This window comes from Paludisphaera soli (genome assembly GCF_011064595.1).
Lineage (GTDB): Bacteria > Planctomycetota > Planctomycetia > Isosphaerales > Isosphaeraceae > Paludisphaera > Paludisphaera soli.
Map to the genome: position 1 here is coordinate 141055 of NZ_JAALJI010000008.1, position 16341 is coordinate 157395.

The 16341-nt window shown below is 71.3% G+C and carries 16 protein-coding genes; 4 read left to right on the forward strand and 12 right to left on the reverse strand.

Annotated elements, in window-relative coordinates; all coding sequences use genetic code 11:
• Nucleotides 1–29: 29 nt before the first annotated feature.
• The 11 genes from G6O68_RS12955 to G6O68_RS13005 form a co-directional block, all read right to left on the reverse strand.
• Nucleotides 30–1424, reverse strand: coding sequence for a sigma 54-interacting transcriptional regulator (locus tag G6O68_RS12955; RefSeq protein WP_165248356.1), 1395 nt, complete (start codon nt 1422–1424; stop codon nt 30–32).
• 25 nt (nt 1425–1449) lie between these two features.
• On the reverse strand, nt 1450–2259 hold the full coding sequence (locus tag G6O68_RS12960) for a S24 family peptidase (protein ID WP_165248358.1): 810 nt from the start codon (nt 2257–2259) through the stop codon (nt 1450–1452).
• A gap of 392 nt (nt 2260–2651) precedes the next feature.
• Nucleotides 2652–2951, reverse strand: coding sequence for a metal-sulfur cluster assembly factor (locus tag G6O68_RS12965; protein WP_165248360.1), 300 nt, complete (start codon nt 2949–2951; stop codon nt 2652–2654).
• A 45-nt stretch (nt 2952–2996) separates the two neighbouring features.
• A complete protein-coding gene (locus G6O68_RS12970) occupies nt 2997–3311 on the reverse strand; it encodes a non-heme iron oxygenase ferredoxin subunit (RefSeq protein ID WP_165248362.1) in 315 nt (104 codons plus the stop codon).
• Nucleotides 3312–3335: 24 nt separating this feature from the next.
• Nucleotides 3336–3776 carry a SufE family protein gene (locus tag G6O68_RS12975; RefSeq protein WP_165248364.1) on the reverse strand — a complete coding sequence of 147 codons (441 nt, stop codon included), beginning with the start codon at nt 3774–3776 and terminating at the stop codon, nt 3336–3338.
• A 182-nt stretch (nt 3777–3958) separates the two neighbouring features.
• Nucleotides 3959–4819 carry a sulfurtransferase gene (locus tag G6O68_RS12980; protein WP_165248366.1) on the reverse strand — a complete coding sequence of 287 codons (861 nt, stop codon included), beginning with the start codon at nt 4817–4819 and terminating at the stop codon, nt 3959–3961.
• Between the two features lie 29 nt (nt 4820–4848).
• Nucleotides 4849–6186: a Fe-S cluster assembly protein SufD gene (gene sufD, locus G6O68_RS12985; protein ID WP_165248368.1), complete on the reverse strand. Its 1338-nt coding sequence runs from the start codon at nt 6184–6186 to the stop codon at nt 4849–4851.
• 48 nt (nt 6187–6234) lie between these two features.
• Nucleotides 6235–6684, reverse strand: a complete 450-nt coding sequence (locus tag G6O68_RS12990; RefSeq protein ID WP_165248370.1) for a DUF3592 domain-containing protein — start codon at nt 6682–6684, stop codon at nt 6235–6237.
• A 110-nt stretch (nt 6685–6794) separates the two neighbouring features.
• The gene (gene sufB / locus G6O68_RS12995) at nt 6795–8210 is read right to left on the reverse strand and encodes a Fe-S cluster assembly protein SufB (RefSeq protein ID WP_165248372.1); all 1416 of its coding nucleotides are present in this window, start codon (nt 8208–8210) and stop codon (nt 6795–6797) included.
• A 125-nt stretch (nt 8211–8335) separates the two neighbouring features.
• Complete coding sequence (sufC, locus tag G6O68_RS13000) at nt 8336–9166, reverse strand: Fe-S cluster assembly ATPase SufC (RefSeq protein ID WP_165248374.1); 831 nt, start codon at nt 9164–9166, stop codon at nt 8336–8338.
• A 5-nt stretch (nt 9167–9171) separates the two neighbouring features.
• Nucleotides 9172–9873 (reverse strand): helix-turn-helix transcriptional regulator, encoded by a 702-nt coding sequence (locus G6O68_RS13005; RefSeq protein WP_165248376.1) that lies wholly within the window; start codon nt 9871–9873, stop codon nt 9172–9174.
• Between the two features lie 281 nt (nt 9874–10154).
• Between G6O68_RS13005 and G6O68_RS13010 the strand changes: the two genes are divergently transcribed.
• Nucleotides 10155–13640: a serine/threonine-protein kinase gene (locus G6O68_RS13010; RefSeq protein ID WP_165248378.1), complete on the forward strand. Its 3486-nt coding sequence runs from the start codon at nt 10155–10157 to the stop codon at nt 13638–13640.
• 81 nt (nt 13641–13721) lie between these two features.
• Complete coding sequence (locus G6O68_RS13015) at nt 13722–13877, forward strand: hypothetical protein (protein ID WP_165248380.1); 156 nt, start codon at nt 13722–13724, stop codon at nt 13875–13877.
• A gap of 29 nt (nt 13878–13906) precedes the next feature.
• Here the strand turns inward: G6O68_RS13015 and G6O68_RS13020 are convergent, their stop codons facing one another.
• The gene (locus tag G6O68_RS13020) at nt 13907–14833 is read right to left on the reverse strand and encodes a cytidylate kinase-like family protein (protein WP_165248382.1); all 927 of its coding nucleotides are present in this window, start codon (nt 14831–14833) and stop codon (nt 13907–13909) included.
• 367 nt (nt 14834–15200) lie between these two features.
• Here G6O68_RS13020 and G6O68_RS13025 point away from each other — a divergent pair, with 367 nt between their 5' ends.
• Nucleotides 15201–15416, forward strand: a complete 216-nt coding sequence (locus G6O68_RS13025) for a hypothetical protein (RefSeq protein ID WP_165248384.1) — start codon at nt 15201–15203, stop codon at nt 15414–15416.
• Between the two features lie 125 nt (nt 15417–15541).
• Nucleotides 15542–16327, forward strand: coding sequence for a 6-phosphogluconolactonase (locus G6O68_RS13030; RefSeq protein ID WP_165248386.1), 786 nt, complete (start codon nt 15542–15544; stop codon nt 16325–16327).
• The last annotated feature ends 14 nt before the right edge of the window (nt 16328–16341 follow it).

Genomic DNA, 16341 nt, shown 5'->3' on the forward strand with positions numbered 1-16341 from the left:
ACCGGGCCCCTGAGAAGGCGAACCGAGGCTCAGCCCTCCTCCTCGACGTCCGGGAAGCCCAGCTCCTTGAGGCGTCGGTAGAGTCTCGGCCGGGAGACGCCGAGGATCTCGGCGGCCCGCGACTTGTTCCGGCGGCAGCGCGCCAGGGCGTCCTCGATCAGCCGCCGCTCGACCTCGACCAGGGTCTCGTCGAGGGGACGGGGCGGGGCTGGTTTCGGGGCCGGGTAGGCGTCGCCCAGATGGCCCCGGATGTCGGCCGGCAGGTCTTCGACGACGATCAGGCTCGGGCCGCCCCGGCCGTGCGCGTGCTCGACGACCCGCGCCAGCTCGCGGAGGTTGCCCGGCCAGTGGTAGGCGGCCAGAATGTCCTCGGCGGCCCTCGCGAAGCCGGGGCGCTGGCGGCCTCCCCGGCGATTCAGGCGCTCCAGGAAGTTCTGGGCGAGCAGGGGGATGTCATCGCGGCGGTCGCGGAGCGGGGAGAGGTGGACGACCAGGACCGAGAGGGCCAGGTACAGGTCTTCCCGGAGGATCTCCGAGCGGACGGCGGCCTCGGGATCGCCGGTCGCCACGGCCAGGACCCGGACGCGGCCCTCGTCGCCCTCGAGCGCGGCGGCAAGCCTGGCCTGGAGGTCGCGCGGCAGGGCCGCGAGGTCGCCGACGAGGATCGACGAGCCGTCGGCCGCGGCGAGGCGGGGCCGCGAGGGGGGGGCCTCGGGATCGACCGGCCCGAATAGCTCGCGATCCAGGATCGCGGCGGGGAGGGCCTCGCAGTCGAAGGCGCGGAGGGTCGAGCCGTCGCCCGCCCCGAGCTGGTGCACGACGCGCGCGGCGTGCCGCTTGCCGACCCCGGGCTCGCCGACGAACAGGGTCGGCCGCCCCGACCCGGCGGCGACCCGGAGCTGCTCCAGCAGCCGGCGATGCGCCGGCCCGCCTCCCAGCAGGGAGTCGAAACCGTGGCGGGCCCGGAGCGCCGCACGCGCGTCCATCAGGCGGACGCGGAGGGCGTGGGCCTCCGATTCGGCCTCGGCCGGCGACGGCTCGGGCCGCGCGTCGGCGTCGAGCACCCGGCCCAGCACGCCGAGCAGTTCGCCCTGGGGGTCGCAAAACGGCAGGAAGGCCAGGACCCGTCGCACGCCCGCGCCGTCGGGACGGACGAGGAGCGAGGGGGCCCAGGAGGCACGCCCCGCGAGGGCCTCGGGCGGCGGCGCGAGGCCGGCCGCCAGTTCCACGACGTCCCCATCGCCCGACGGCCCGTGAGCCGGGCAGGAGACGCCGACGATCGCATCGGCCGGAAACCCGGTCAGTTCCTCGAAGGCCGGGTTCACCCAGGCGACGCGGAGGTCCGGGTCGAGCCAAAACAGCGGCTCGCGCGCCGATCGCCAGATTTGTTCCGGGCGCAAGGGGGAGGGGCGGGGGGGCGGCATGGCTCGCCTCGCTCGGGGAGCCGGCTCAGTCCTCGGCGAACCGGCTCCAGGACCAGACGACCCGGCCGACGAGGAAATCGGCCGGCTGCTCGTCGACCTCGACGGCCACGAGCGGATGATCGCGTCCCGGTTGGTTGGGCCGGAGGATGACGTGGCGACCGCTGACGTCCAGCCAGCGGATGAGCAGCCGGCCCTCATGTCGTGCGGCGACGATCCTCCCCTGGAGCGAGGTCGGGTCCTGCTCGGTCCGGTCGATGGCGACGATCGAGCCTTCGGGCAGGATCGGGCTCATCGAATCGTCGCCGACGCGGACGGCGATCGTCTCCGACGGGTTCGGGAACCAGTGGGGGTAGGCCAGCACCCGGCCCTCCACGTGCGTCGGGTCGGGCGTCGGGCGGGCCAGCTCCTCGAGAGGGTAGATGCTCACCGCCAGGAATTCCATCGCCTCGACATCGCCGGAGTGGTCGGCGGCGGGCTTCGGGGTCGGCTGGACCGCCCGCTCCCGCTCCAGCTTCTCCAGCCCTCGGCGGATCAGCTCGACCGAGGAGAGGTCGGCCACGCGGTGATCCTCGAGCGGGCTGACGTAACGGGCGCCTTCGCCCGAGACGAGGTAGGTCGGCGAGGCCCCGGTCAGCTCGATGAACGCCAGCAGGACCTCGGCGGGGACGGTCACGCCGGTCTCGTAGTTGTACCAGGTGCGCGCGGGCAGGTTCAGCCGGCGCGCCAGTTCCGGCCCACCGTGATCGCCGAAGAGTTCCTGTCGGATCTCCCGGAGGCGTCGCGAAAGGGACGTTTTGATGCTGAGGCGGACTTTAGGAGTCTTCTTCCGAGCCACGGCGCTCGATCCCGTAAAAGGGAGCCACTGGGCCCCACACCCTGGGTCGTTGGTCTCGAAAAGATAGGCTTGAAGCGAAGAGCCCCAAAACCTTATGGACGGCAGGACTTCACGCCCGAGACGACCTTGAGGGATTCCCGGCGGATCGACGCTCGCTCACCTCCCACCCATGCTGGGCCAACTTAACACACCGGGACCACGCCGTCAGTATCGGCGCAGCTTTTTACAGGACCGAACGTCCGCCGCGTGGCGTCCGGGCAACGCATCCACGCGCCCAGGGTGCCCAGGAGCGACAATCGCCATATTTATCAACCTAACCTTCCCATTCCGCGAGATCACCCGCCGCGGCGGCGCGGGGATGCAAACTCGCTGGCGATCATGGGAGGGCGGGATCAATACATGCCCAGCTCGTCGCGGGCGTCGTCGGACATTCGGTCGGGGGTCCACGGCGGGGACATGACGAGCTTGACGTTGGCCTTGGCCACCCCCTCGACCTTCTCGAGCGCGGCGACCGCGTTGCGGAGGATTTCCGGCCCCATCGGGCAGGCCGGCGAGGTCAGGGTCATCTCGACGTCGGCGTGGTCTTCCCCCGCCTGGATCGAGTAGACCAGGCCCAGGTCGACTACGTTGACGTTCAACTCGGGGTCGATGACGGTCTTCAGGGCCTGGACGAGCGTCTCATGCTCGATCATCGCGGGGCTCCTCGCTCGGTGTCGGGTCGGATCGGGTCGTTCGGTTCAGTCGTCGATCCGCACGTAGACGCCGTCGTCGCGGACTTCGACCGGGTGGGTGGGGACCGGCTCGACGGCCGGGAAGCAGGTCACGGCCCCGGTGCGGACGTCGAAGCGGGCGCCGTGGCGGGGGCACTCGATCTCCGTCCCCTCCAGGTCGCCTTCGGCGAGCGGGCCGCCGTCGTGCGTGCAGACGTCGTCGACGGCGTAGTAGTCGTCGCCGACGCGGAACAGGGCGAGCGCGTGGCCGTCGACGTCGACCAGTTTCTTGCCGCCGGGGGCCAGCTCGGCCGTCTCGGCGATCTTCACGGCTTCCGACATGGGTGTTCGTCCCGTCCGATCAGGTCAAGATGTGGAGCCGTTGTGGGCGAACGCGACCCGGGTCACGTCGCGCTTGATGCGCCGCAGGACGCCGCTCAAACCGCGGACCCGGAGCATGCCCAGGACCTCGGTCAGTCCGCAGAGGTCGACGAGGTCGCCGGGGACCTTCAGGACCTCTTCCGGGGAGGCCCCGTTGAGCCCCTCCAGCAGGAGCGAGACGAAGCCGCGGACGGTCGGGGCCTCGGCGGGGGCGTCGCCGTACAGGGCCACGCGGTCGCCGATCATCTCGACGAAGAGGTAGACCGGCGACTGGCACTCCTCGACGCGGTGCTCGGCGTCCCTGCGGGCTTCCAGCTCCGGCGGCAGCGGGGGCAGGTTCTTGGAGAAGTCGATGAGCAGGTCGATCCGCTCCTGGCGGTCGGACTCGCGGAGTTCCGTGAGGATGGCGTCGAGTGCGGCGGGCATGGGATTCGTCTGCTCCTTCCGGCTGGGGGAGAGGGCCGGGGCCGGGGCCGGCGAGGGCGGCGTCCGGCCTCGACCTGCGCCGCACGTCGCACGCGCGACGCCGGCGGATCGGGCGGATCGCCGTCCTTCCGGGTTCGTTTCCATTCTTCACCACAGGGCGGGGGTCGGGCAAGTCGGGTTCTTCAGGCGCCGGCCCCGCGCTCGATGGGGACGCGGACCAGGTTGCCCCATTCGGTCCACGAGCCGTCGTAGTTCCGGACCCGGGGGTAGCCCAGCAGGTAGGTCAGGGCGAACCAGGCCAGGCTGGAGCGCTCGCCGATCCGGCAGTAGGCGACCACGTCGTCGCTCGGCTTCAGGCCGGCCTCGCCCTCGTACAGGGCCCTCAGCTCGGCGGCCGACTTGAACGTGCCGTCCTCGTTGACGGCGCGGCTCCAGGGGACGCTCTTCGCGCCCGGGATGTGGCCGCCGCGGAGCGAACCCTCCTGCGGATAGTCCTCCATGTGGAGCATCTCGCCGGTGTATTCCTTGGGGCTGCGCACGTCGATCAGGGGCCGCTTGGCGCGGATGTGCTCGAGCACGTCGTCGCGGAAGGCGCGGATGGCCGGCTCGTCGCCGCCGGCGACCTTGTACTCGGTCCTCGGGTACTTCGGCGTCTCGCGGGAGATCGGCCGGCTCTCGTCGATCCAGAGCTTCCGGCCGCCGTTCATGACCCTCAGGTCCTTGTGGCCGAACAGGGTGAAGGCCCAGAAGGCGTAGCAGGCCCACCAGTTCGACTTGTCGCCGTAGAAGACGACCGTCGTGTCCTCGGCGATGCCGTTCTTCGAGCAGAGTTCGGCGAACTTCTCGGCGTCGATGTAGTCGCGGAGGACCTGGTCCTGCAGGTCGCCCTGCCAGTCGATCCGCACCGCCCCCGGGACGTGGCCCAGGTCGTAGAGCAGCAGGTCCTCGTCGCTCTCGACGATCCGCACCTTGGGATCGTCCAGGTGGTCCAGCACCCACTGGGTCGAGACCAGGACTTCGGGACGCGCGTAATCTTCCCCCATCGGAACAAACTCCCTGGCTTTCCGTGCGATCAAGAATTGCCGAGCTTCTCGGCGACGGCGCGCCGGAGCGTCTCGCGGACGGGCTCGAGCGTGATGCGGTCGTAGACGTTGGCGAAGAAGCCCTCGACGATCAGCCGGACCGCCGTCGCCCGGGGGATGCCGCGGGCCTGGCAGAGGAAGACCATCTCCTCGTCGACCCGGCCGGCCGTCGCCCCGTGCGTGCAGCGGACGTCGTTGGCCTCGATCTCCAGGCCGGGGATCGAGTCGGCGCGGGCGGAGTCGGACAGGATCAGGCTGTCGTTCTTCTGGTAGGCGTCGGTGCGCTGGGCGTCCTTCTCGACGCGGATCATGCCCTTCCAGACGACCCGCGAGCGGTCCTTGAGGCCCCCCTTGTAGAGGAGGTCGCTGGTCGTGTGGGGGGCCTGGTGATCCTGCCGGGTGAAGTAGGCCAGGTGCTGCCTGCCGGTCGTGAACATGACGCCGTTGACCTGGGCCGCGGAGCCCTCTCCGGCCAGGGCGACCTCCTGATTCACCTTCGACAGCCGCGACCCGAGGGCGCCCACGGTCCACTGCAGCGACGCGTCCTTGCCCACCACCGCCCGCTCGCGGGTGAAGTGCCAGGTGGCGTCGTCCCAGTTCTGGATGTTGACCAGGGTGAGCTTCGACGCCGCCCCCTGGAGCACCTCGAGCGCCCCGACGTGGAGCCCCGGCGTCTCGCCCCGGCCGACGCTGGCGGTCTCGCGGACGAGCGTCGCCTCGGCCCCGTCCTCCAGCACGACGAGCGTGTGGCCGAAATCGACCCGGCCGTCCGCCGAGAGGCCCGCGATGCTGAAGAGCGGCAGCTCGACCTTGACCCCCTCGGGGACGTAGAGCAGCGAGCCGCCGCTCCAGAAGGCCCCGTGGAGCGCCGCGAAGACGTCGTCGGAGGGCTTCACGACGTCGGTCAGGAGGTGCTTCCGGAGGATCTCGGGATGGTCCTTGACGGCCGTCTCCAGGTCGACGAAGACCGCGCCGCCGAGACTGGCCGGGTCGGGCTTGCGGACGACCGCGCCGTCGACGTGCGCGACGCCGGTCCCGTAGTGCGAGCTGAGCGACTTCCACAGGGGCTCGAACGCGGCCTTCGCGGCCGGGCCCGGCTCGTGGAGGGCGGGGGGGGCGAAGGCGTCGAGCTTGAACGCGCGGACGTCGGTCCGCCGCCACTCCTCGTCGCGCGAGGTCGGCCAGGCGAAGGCCTTGAACCGCGCGAACGCCTCGCGGCGGCGGTCGACCAGCCACCCGGGCTCGTCGCGGCCCTGCAGGAAGGTTTCGAAGGCTTCTTCCGAGAAACCGGTCGGCGCCGTCGTCGTCGCGGGGGAGGTGCTGCTCATGTTGCTTCCAGAACTTGAACGTCGTCAAAATGATTCGATGGATCGATTTCAGGCCCGGCGGGGGGCTCGACGGCGGTTATTCTTGACGGGCTCGTTGGCCTCGCGGATCAGCAGACCGATGAAGACGGCGAGGGCGCCCAGGCAGCCCAGGAAGAGGAAGACCGGGGCAAGCTGCCGATTCCCCGCCAGCCGTACGGCGTATTCGGAGCCCGGGACGTACTGGACCGGCACCTCGTCGCCGACCGAGATCTCGGAGTCGCCGTGGACGACGTCGGTCGCCGACCTCGCCCCGCCGTCCTGGTCGCGAAAGGTCACGGTGACGATCAAGGCTTCGGCCCGACCTCGTCGATTCGGGTCGGGCCCGACGTAGGCTTCGGCCACCTGCCCTGGCGCGGTCCGGCCCCAGATGAGGTAACGCAGCTCGTTGACCGAGTAGAAGCCCGAGATCATGAACGCCAGGAAGGCCCCGAAGGCCAGCCGGATCTTCAAGGTCTCCACGCTTCGGCGCCTCCCGGAGCCCGCGCCCGAGCCTCCCCCGCCGCGGCCGGGGGACGGATCGGCCCGATCGAATCGAGCCGCCCCGGTCCGGTCGCCGCGCGGAAGGCTCGTCAGCCGACGGAGCCTTCCATCTGGAGCTGGATGAGCTTGTTCATCTCGACGGCGTACTCCATCGGCAGCTCCTTGACGAGGGGCTCGATGAAGCCGCTGACGATCAGCGTGGAGGCCTCGGCCTCGGAGAGCCCGCGGCTCCGCAGGTAGAAGAGCTGCTCCTCGCCGATCTTGGAGACGCTGGCCTCGTGGCCGATCTTGACGTCGTCCTCGTCGATCTCGATGTACGGGTACGTGTCGGACCGGCTGGCGGGGTCGAGGATGAGCGCGTCGCAGACGACGTTCGACTTCGAGCCCTTGGCGCCGTCGGTGACCTTCAGGAGGCCGCGGTAGCTGGCCCGGCCGCCGTTCTTGCTGATGCTCTTGGAGATGATCCGCGAGCTGGTGTGGGGGGCGGCGTGGACCACCTTGCCGCCGGCGTCCTGGTGCTGGCCCTTGCCGGCGAAGGCGATCGAGAGGATCTCGCCGCGGGCGCCCGGGCCGACCATGTAGACGGCCGGGTACTTCATCGTCAGCTTGCTGCCGAGGTTGCCGTCGACCCACTCCATGAGCGCGTCTTCGTGGGCCACGGCCCGCTTGGTGACGAGGTTGTAGATGTTGTTGGCCCAGTTCTGGATCGTCGTGTAGCGGCAGCGGCCGCCCTTCTTGACGACGATCTCGACCACGGCCGAGTGGAGGCTCTCGGAGGAGTACATCGGGGCGGTGCAGCCCTCAACGTAGTGCACCTGGGCGCCCTCCTCGACGAGGATCAGCGTCCGCTCGAACTGGCCCATGTTCTCGGCGTTGATCCGGAAGTAGGCCTGGAGCGGGATGTCGACCTTCACGCCGGCGGGGATGTACACGAACGAGCCGCCGCTCCAGACCGCCGAGTTGAGGGCCGCGAACTTGTTGTCGCCGATCGGGATGATCGTGCCCAGGTACTCGCGGACGAGGTCGGGGTAATCGCGGACGGCCGTGTCGGTGTCGGTGAAGATGACCCCCTTCGCCTGGAGGTCCTCGCGGAGGCTGTGGTAGACCACCTCGGACTCGTACTGGGCGCCGACGCCGGCCAGGAACTTGCGCTCGGCCTCGGGGATGCCGAGCTTGTCGAACGTGTTCTTGATCTCGGCCGGGACGTCGTCCCAGGTGCGGCCCTGGCGGTCGGTGGCCTTCATGAAGTAGCGGATGTCGTCGAAGTTCAGCTCCGAGAGGTCGCCGCCCCAGGTGGGGGTGGGCTTCTTGAGGAACGTCTCCAGCCCCTTGAGGCGGAACTCCCGCATCCAGGCGGGCTCGTTCTTCATCTCGGAGATCTGCTCGACGACGGCCTTCGTGAGCCCCTTGCCGCTCTTGAAGGCGTAGTTGTCGTCGGAGTCGCGGAAGCCGTACTTGTACTCGTCCTTGATGCCCGCAACCTGCAGGTTCAGATCGGTCGCCATGTCGGTTCCCTTCGTCGTAGGGGGGTCGTCCCCGCGTCTCTTCCCTTCGCGTGTGTTCGGAACGGCCGCGACGCCGGTGGCGGGCGTCGCGGGGTCGGTCGGCGGGGCCGGGGGCGTCGGGTCGGTCAGACGCCCACGCCCTGGTCCTGCTGGGAGGCCTCGAGCTCCGCAGCGAGGCGGGCCGCCTCGGGATACTTGGCGCGGATCCAGTCGTAGCCCTCGGCCTCGAGCTGCTTGACCAGCTCCGGGCCCCCTTCTTCGACGATTTGGCCGCCGAAGAGGATGTGGACGAACTGGGGCTTGATGTAGGTCAGGATCCGCTCGTAGTGGGTGATGACCAGGACGCCGGTCGAGTGCTTGGCCGAGACCCGGTTGACCCCCTCGGAGACGATCCGCACGGCGTCGATGTCCAGGCCGCTGTCGGTCTCGTCGAGGACGGCGAAGGCGGGGCGGAGCATGGCGAGCTGGAGGATCTCGGCCCGCTTCTTCTCGCCGCCGGAGAAGCCCTCGTTGAGGTACCGGCGGGCGAACTCGTGGTCCATGCCCAGCTCGTCCATCTCCTGGCGCATCTCCTTGCGGAAGTCGCGCATCGGGATCAGGTCCTGGCCTTCCTTGCGCTCCGGGTTGCGGACGTTGGTGACCGCGTGGCGGAGGAAGTTGGCCACGGTGACGCCGGGGATCGCCGTGGGGTACTGGAAGGCCAGGAAGACCCCGGCCTTGGCCCGCTCGTCGGGCTCCATGCCGAGGACGTCCTCGCCGTCGATCGTGACCGAGCCCCCCGTCACCTCGTAGTTGGGGTGGCCCATCAGGGCGTAGCTCAGGGTGCTCTTGCCCGAGCCGTTGGGGCCCATCAGCGCGTGGACCTCGCCCTGCTTGATGGTCAGGTCGACCCCGCGGAGGATCTCCTTGCCCTCGATGGCGACGCGCAGATTCTCGATCCGAAGTACCTTGCTCATCAGCATTAGACCCTGTTGACGTCCTCTTCGTATGATCGCGACGCGAACCCCGGGGGCTTCGGCTCCAGGACCAGCGAGGCCGGGACCGTCGGCTTGGCCTCGAAGTCGCACGAGCGGCCGCCGTCGAGCCGGCACTGGCTGAGCTTCAGGCCCCGCCCCAGCACCTTCTCGAACATCTTCCGCTCCAGGGCGCAGATGGCCCGATCCAGCTCGGCCAGCTCGTAGTACGGGCAGGAGTGCTGGCGGAGGTAGGGCGGCAGGCCCTCATGGTCCCGCGCCACCTCGGCCTCGACCCCCCGGACCTGGAGCAGGCCGCTGAGTTGCGTCAGCCGACCCTCCCACCCGTCCCCCTTGACCTGGGTCCGATACATCTCGGCCAGGCGTTCGGTGATCCTCGTGAACAGGGCGCGGCGGAGCTTGCGGTCCTCCACCGTCCCCATCATCTCCTCCCAGAGCGCCACGGCGAGGTCGGCGTAGTTCTGGCCCAGCCGCTTGTGGGCCTCCACGCTGGCCTGGTAGGTGTGCTTGGGGCGTCCCCGGCCGTCCTGGCGAGTCTTCCTCTCCACCAACCCGGCCCCGAGCAGCCGCGACAGCCGGTTCCGCACCGCGGTCCCGGTCACGCCCGTCTCCTCGGACATCTCGCAGACGGTCAGCGGGCCCCGGCGGCGGATGAGGTCCAGCAAGGCCCGATCCGACGATTCCGACATCGAATCCGCCCCCCATGGCTCGTCGACTCGCCGGGGGCGGACCTCCCGCCCCCGCCCCTTCGCGGAACCTTATTGTAGACGCCCCCTTCCGCTCCGTCCACTCGCCCGGCGGGGCATTCTCCAATTTTTGACACCAAGAATTGCGAAAATTCGAGCCGGGGGCCTCGGCCCGATCCGCGCGGCCCGTTGCCCGCGGCCTCGTGATCGTTCAGAATGCAGGCGTGAGGGTCCCGACGGGCGACGGGCCGGGGGGCCTTCGAGGTTTCCGGGGGAGGGGTCCGGTGGGCCAGGGCGACGACGAACAGGTCCTGGGGACCGTGCTCGCGGGGCTGACGGGGGCGATCTCCCGCGAGTCGGCCGCGTCGCTGCTGGCCAGCTGGTCGATCGCGCCGGGGAACTCGCTGGTCGCCATGCTCCGCGAGGCGGGCGGGCTCGACGAGGACCGGATGCGCGCCCTGGCGAACCTGGCCTCGGCCCACTACGAGGCCCACGGCCGCGACCTGGAGCGGAGCCTGGCCGCCTGGAACGTCGCCACGATCCCGATCGACGGGTCGAGGGCCGTGGACCCGACGTCGATGCTCACGACCCTGGCGGAAGGCGGCCTCGGGGCGACGGCCCCCGCCGGCCCGGGGCGACACCCGCTCGACGAGCGCTACGAGCTGATCAGGATCCACGCGAAGGGGGGGATCGGCCAGGTCTGGAAGGCCCGCGACCGCCAGCTCCAGCGCGAGGTCGCCCTGAAGGAGCTGCAGCCCCGGCTCGCCGACCGCGAGGACCTCCGGGGCCGGTTCCTGCTGGAGGCCGAGATCACCGGCAAGCTGGAGCACCCGGGGATCGTCCCGGTCTACAGCCTCGGCGAGGACGAGGCGGGCCGGCCCTTCTACGCGATGCGGTTCGTCCAGGGCGACAGCCTGTCCGCGGCGATCCGCGAGTTCCACAAGGCCCGCAAGCAGGCCGAGGCCGCCGGCTCGCCGCCCGAGCAGGCCTGGGGCGTCGAGTTCCGCCAGCTCCTCCGGCGGTTCCTGGGCGCGTGCGAGACCCTGGAATACGCTCACAGCAAGGGCGTCATCCACCGCGACCTCAAGCCCGGCAACATCATGGTCGGCCCCTACGGCGAGACCCTGGTGGTGGATTGGGGGCTGGCGAAGGTGGTCGGCACGGGCGAGGCGGGCGAAGTCCCCCCCTCGGGCGAGGGCTCCTGGACGCCGTCGGGGTCGGGGACGAGCCCGGGCGACTGGATCGGCACGCCGTCCTACATGAGCCCCGAGCAGGCCCGCGGCGACCTGGATCGGGTGGGGCCGAAGAGCGACGTCTACAGCCTGGGGGCGACCCTGTACGAGCTGCTCACCGGCGAGCCGCCGTTCCGGGGCCCCGACCACCACATGATCATCGTCGCGGTCCTGCGGGGGTCCCCGTCGCCGAGGGACGCCGTGCGGTCGATCCCCCCGGCGCTGGAGTCCATCTGCCTCAAGGCGATGGCGCTGAAGCGGGGGGACCGCTACGCATCGGCCAAGGCCCTGGCCCGCGACGTCGAGAACTGGCTGGCCGACGAGCCGGTCGCCGCCTACCCCGAGGGCCGCCGCGAGCGGCTCTCGCGCTGGATCCGACGGCATCGCACCTGGGCGTACGCCACGGCCGCCGCGCTCCTGGGGGTCAGCCTGATCGCCACCGCCGCCGCCTTCGCCATCAACCGCGCCTGGCGGAACGAGCGGGTCGCCCGCGGCGAGGCCGAGACCAGCTTCGACCAGGCGCAGCGGGCCGTCGACGAATACTTCACCCAGGTCAGCCAGGACACCCTCCTGCGCGAGGGGGACTCCGTGGACCTGCGTCGGCTCCGGGGCGAGCTGCTGGGGACGGCCCTGAAGTACTACGAGGGCTTCCTGGTGGAGCGTCGGGACGACCCCAGGCTGCGACGGCGGCTGGCCGCGGCCTACCACAACGTGGGGGTGATCCGGGGGGTGATCGCCACCCCCCAGGACGCGATCGCCCCGCTCGACTCCGCCCTGGCGACCTGGAACGGCCTGCTGGCGGCCGCGCCGGGCGACGCCGACCTGATCGCCCGACGGGCCGACACGCTCGTCTGCCTCGCCAACGCCCGGAACGACCTGGACGACCCCCGCGCCGCCTACGACGCCCTGACCCGCGCGGTCGCCGACCTGGAGGCCCTGATCGCGGTCCCGACCTCGGAGACGGCGCTGGAGGTCGACCTTGCGAAAGGCCTCTCGGTCCTCGCGGCCACGTCGGCCAGGCTGGGCCGGCTGGACGAGAGCCGGGCGGCCTCCGACCGCGCGCGGAGGCTCCTCCGCCGGCTCCTCGACGCCGACCCCCGCAACGCCGCCTATCGGAAGACCCTGGCCGAGTTGGCCAACAACCAGGGCTACGCAGCCTATCGGGCGGGGGACCACGACGCGGCCCTGCGGTCGTTCCGCGAGTTCCAGGGTCTCTGCCTGGACTTGCTCGACGACGCGCCGGCGGGCGAGCCCCGGCCGATCCGCCTCGTCGAGCTGCTCGCCGTCAGCTACGAGAACGAGGGGGACATCCTGACGGACCGGGGGCGGTTCGCCGAGGCGCGGGGGCCCTACGAGCGCAGCCTCGGCTACGCGACGGAGCTGGCGGCGGCCCACCCCTCGGTCCAGCGTTATCGACTCCAGCTCGGCCGGGTCCATCGCGAGCTGGGCCTCGTCGAGCACCGGGCGGGGGACGACGCCGACGCCTTTCGCTCGCTGGCCCGCGCCCGCGAGGCCTTCGAGGGCCTCATACGCCAGGACCCCGACCGCCCGTCGCTCCACCATCAACTCGCCCGGACCTGGAACACCCTCGGCTGCGTCCACGACGACCTCCGCGACCACGAGGCGGCCGCCGGGCCGTTCCGGTCGGCCATCGCCGAGCACCGCCTGGCGATCGCCGGGGCGGCCGACACGCCCGACTATCGCTACCACCTGGTCCTGAGCCTCGCGAACCTCGCCGAGCAGGACGCCGACCGGGGCGACCTTGAAAGCGCCCTGCCGGCCGCCGAGGAGGCGGCGCGGGCCGCCCTGGACGTCCTCCGGTCCGACACCGCCCGGCCCGGCTCCTTCTCGATCTGCGTGGACGTGGCGACGACGGCCGGCGAGCTGGCGCTGCAGGCCGGCGACGCCCCCCGCGCCCTGGCCCGGTTCGACGAACTGGCCTCGACGATCCGCGAGACCCGGGCCGCCCCGTCCGCCCCGGCGCGGGCCGACGCCCTGGCCGCCGTCCAGGCCCGCCGCGCCGCCGCATTGCTCGCCGAGGAGAAGGCCGCCGAGGCCGCCGCGACCCTGAGGGACGCCGAGGCCGACCTGGCCGCGAAGGCCGAGACCGACGCGGCCGCCCGCTCCCGTCTCTCCGAGATCCTCTGGCTCCGGGCCCGCGCCGCCCGTCTCGCGGGCCGCGCCGAGGTGGCTGGGGCCGCAGAGGCCGCCCGCCTGTCCCTCTGGGACGTCCGAAACGCCCCGGGGCTCGTAGCTTCCGCGTCGCGGGCGGCCGCGCGGGCCTGCCTCGTGGGCTACGGCCGGTCCCCGCTCGCCGACGCCGGCGAGGCCGCCCGCCGGCTCGACGCCGACCGGGCCGTCGACGACCTCCGACTCGCCCTTTCCCTCGGGTACGAAGACCGGCCCCGCCTCCGCGCCGACCTCGGCCTGATGACGATCCTCGACCGCGAGCCCACCCGGACGCTCCGCGACGACCTGGCCTTCCCCGACCCGCCCTTCGACCTCTCGCCGTCGCCCGAGGGCCGTTCGCCTCGATGACTGTAAGACGGGCCTCTAGGCCGCGTAAGATAGGGGTGGATCGCGACCCCGCACCCTTCGATTCCGCGAGAGGAGGACGACATGGCCGAACCTGGCGACGAGACCCCTGACACGACCGAAACGACCCAGGACGAATCGACGAGCCCGGCCCCGAGTTCCGTGGTCGGCTCGCCCGACCCGGTCCCGACCCCCCCGGACCGCGACGACAAGGACAAGGGGCCCAGGAGCGACAAGTGATCCCGAGCCGCCGGCAGGCCGCCTCGTCTTCAGGCGGGGCGGTCCACGGCGTCGGGGGCGACCGCCGGCGGGACGTCGGCGATCGGCGTCGGTGACGGCGGGGCGGCCGGCGTAGCGGTCGAGGAGGGGGCCGGGAACGCCGCGCGGGCGGGCGGCGCGACGGGCGGGATCGTCCAGGGCGTGGCGCCGGGGGCCGGCGCGACGGCCGTCGCCGGGCGGCCCGCCTCGACGGCGCGGATGATGACCTCGGCCGCGATCTCCAGGCCGAGGCTGTTCGAGTCGAGCACCAGGTCGTAGTTGTGCGGGTCCGCGCAGTTGACCCGGTGCATCGTCCGTTCGAACGCCGCGCGGCGGGCGTCGAGGTCCTTGGCGGCCCGCCTGGCCGTCCGCGTCGAGACGCCCATGCGCTCGCCCAGCCGGGACGCTCGCGTCTTGAGCGGGGCGACGACCCGGACCGACAGCGTCGTCTCGCGGGGGAGCAGGAACCCGGCGCCGCGGCCGACCAGCACCGACTGCCCGGCCCGGCCGATCGCCTCCAGGAGCTTCGCCAGGTGGTCGAGGTAAGCTTCCTGGGGGGCGTAATGCTCCTCGCGGAGCGGCAGCAGCCAGTCCTGGATGACGCTGGGGGCCAGCTCGTCGAAGGTGCGGACCTCGTCGACCGTGGCCTGCATCCGGTGGGCGATCGCCTCCAGCAGCTCGTGGTCGAACACCTTCCAGCCCAGCCGGCGGCCGACCATCCGCGCGATCGCGCCGCCGCCGGCGCCCGCCTCGCGGCTGATGCAGATGTTCTGGAACCGGGCCGAGCGGCCGGTGGTCAGGGGCAGCTCGCGCTCGTCCTCGCCCCAGCCCAGCAGCCAGCGGACGACCGACCGGGGCCACTCTCCGAGCCCGCCCCAGCCCCGATCCGGGGCCGGCGTCTCCGACGTCGAGATCGAGAACGGTTCCCACGCGCCCATGTCCGTTCCTCCAGCTGGGGAGCCCTGTCTTCCCGCCACTCTAGGGGATCGGAGGCCCCCCTGGAAAGACGTCACGCCCCCCGGCTCGCGTCGAGCCGCGCGGTCGTTCCGACCGAAATCCCGCCCGGGTGTAACTCTTACAAGTCTGAAGGGGCGGACGCAACCCCTCGCGAAAATTGTCGATTTTCGCTCAAGTTCCGAGCACGACCCAATTTGAGCCAAGGCATCGACGACCTGCCCGGTGCCGGCACGCCGCTTGCTTTTCAGGGGTGACGTCGGCGACGGCCGGAGGCGTCGGCGGCCCCCGCGGAGGCGGATCGGCCGCGTTCCCCGATCACGATGGACCCGGATGAAGGATCATTCCACGATGAGAAATCGGCGACACACCCTCCTGTGGATGAAGGATTTGCTCGAGCACATGTCCCAGTGCCACGACCAGCTCCAGTGGGCCGAGGACGACCCGACCCAGTCCTTCCTGGCCGAGTCCCTCCTCGGCGACCTGGTCGAATGCCAGAAGCTCTGCCAGGAGCTGCGAGGCGACCCGAAGTCGCGCAAGGCCGCCCGCGAGCTGGCCCTGTCCTGAGCCCTCCGCGACGTCCGCCGTGCCCGTTCGACGCCGAACGGTGGCGGACTCGGGCGGAGTTCGCTATCGTCTAGGGGTCGATCCGGACCGTCCGACGCCCCGATGACGAGGCTTAGCCGCCCAACATGACGCCGCCCCACCCCGATCCGCTCGCCCGTTTCGCCGTCGATCAACTCCAGGTCCTGGTCTTCGAGGACCGCGGGCAAGCCGGCAGGGCGGCCGCCGGGGCCGTGGCCCACGCCATCGCCGATCGCTGCAAGGTCGCGGGCCGGGCGAACGTCGTCTTCGCCGCGGCCCCCAGCCAGAACGAGTTCCTCGCCGGCCTCGTCGCCGAGGAGATCGACTGGCCGCGCGTCGACGCCTTCCACATGGACGAGTATCTGGGCCTCTCCGGCGACCATCCCGCCTCATTCCGCCGCTACCTGTACGAGCATCTGTTCGGCCTCGTCGACCTGCACGCCCTCCACCTGATCCCCGGCGAGCAGACCGAGCGGCCCATGCTCGCCTGCCTAGCGTACGAGGATCTGCTCCTCGCCAACCCCACCGACGTCGTCTGCGCGGGGATCGGCGAGAACGGCCACCTGGCGTTCAACGACCCTCCGGTCGCCGACTTCCACGACCCGGTCCTCATCAAGGTCGTCAAGCTCGACGAGCCCTGCCGCATCCAGCAGGTCCACGACGGCTGCTTCGAGCAACTCGACGACGTGCCCCGGCACGCCTACACGCTGACCGTCCCCGCCTTGCTCCGCGCGCCGGTCGTCTCGGTGGTCGCCGTCGGGCCGAGGAAGGCCGAGGCCGTGCTGAGCACGCTCAAGGGCCCGATCGGCGAGGCCTGCCCCGCGACCGGCCTCCGCAGACACCCCGGCGCGGTCCTCTACCTGGACCGCGACGCCGCCAAGCTCGTCCTCTGATCGACCCGATCGGA

Coding starts and splice junctions, on each gene's coding strand:
- G6O68_RS12955 (WP_165248356.1), bottom strand. CDS start 1,424: ATGCCGCCCCCCCGCCCCTCCCCCTTGCGCCCGGAACAAATCTGGCGA.
- G6O68_RS12965 (WP_165248360.1), bottom strand. CDS start 2,951: ATGATCGAGCATGAGACGCTCGTCCAGGCCCTGAAGACCGTCATCGAC.
- G6O68_RS12970 (WP_165248362.1), bottom strand. CDS start 3,311: ATGTCGGAAGCCGTGAAGATCGCCGAGACGGCCGAGCTGGCCCCCGGC.
- G6O68_RS12975 (WP_165248364.1), bottom strand. CDS start 3,776: ATGCCCGCCGCACTCGACGCCATCCTCACGGAACTCCGCGAGTCCGAC.
- G6O68_RS12980 (WP_165248366.1), bottom strand. CDS start 4,819: ATGGGGGAAGATTACGCGCGTCCCGAAGTCCTGGTCTCGACCCAGTGG.
- sufD (WP_165248368.1), bottom strand. CDS start 6,186: ATGAGCAGCACCTCCCCCGCGACGACGACGGCGCCGACCGGTTTCTCG.
- sufB (WP_165248372.1), bottom strand. CDS start 8,210: ATGGCGACCGATCTGAACCTGCAGGTTGCGGGCATCAAGGACGAGTAC.
- sufC (WP_165248374.1), bottom strand. CDS start 9,166: ATGAGCAAGGTACTTCGGATCGAGAATCTGCGCGTCGCCATCGAGGGC.
- G6O68_RS13005 (WP_165248376.1), bottom strand. CDS start 9,873: ATGTCGGAATCGTCGGATCGGGCCTTGCTGGACCTCATCCGCCGCCGG.
- G6O68_RS13015 (WP_165248380.1), top strand. CDS start 13,722: ATGGCCGAACCTGGCGACGAGACCCCTGACACGACCGAAACGACCCAG.
- G6O68_RS13020 (WP_165248382.1), bottom strand. CDS start 14,833: ATGGGCGCGTGGGAACCGTTCTCGATCTCGACGTCGGAGACGCCGGCC.
- G6O68_RS13025 (WP_165248384.1), top strand. CDS start 15,201: ATGAGAAATCGGCGACACACCCTCCTGTGGATGAAGGATTTGCTCGAG.
- G6O68_RS13030 (WP_165248386.1), top strand. CDS start 15,542: ATGACGCCGCCCCACCCCGATCCGCTCGCCCGTTTCGCCGTCGATCAA.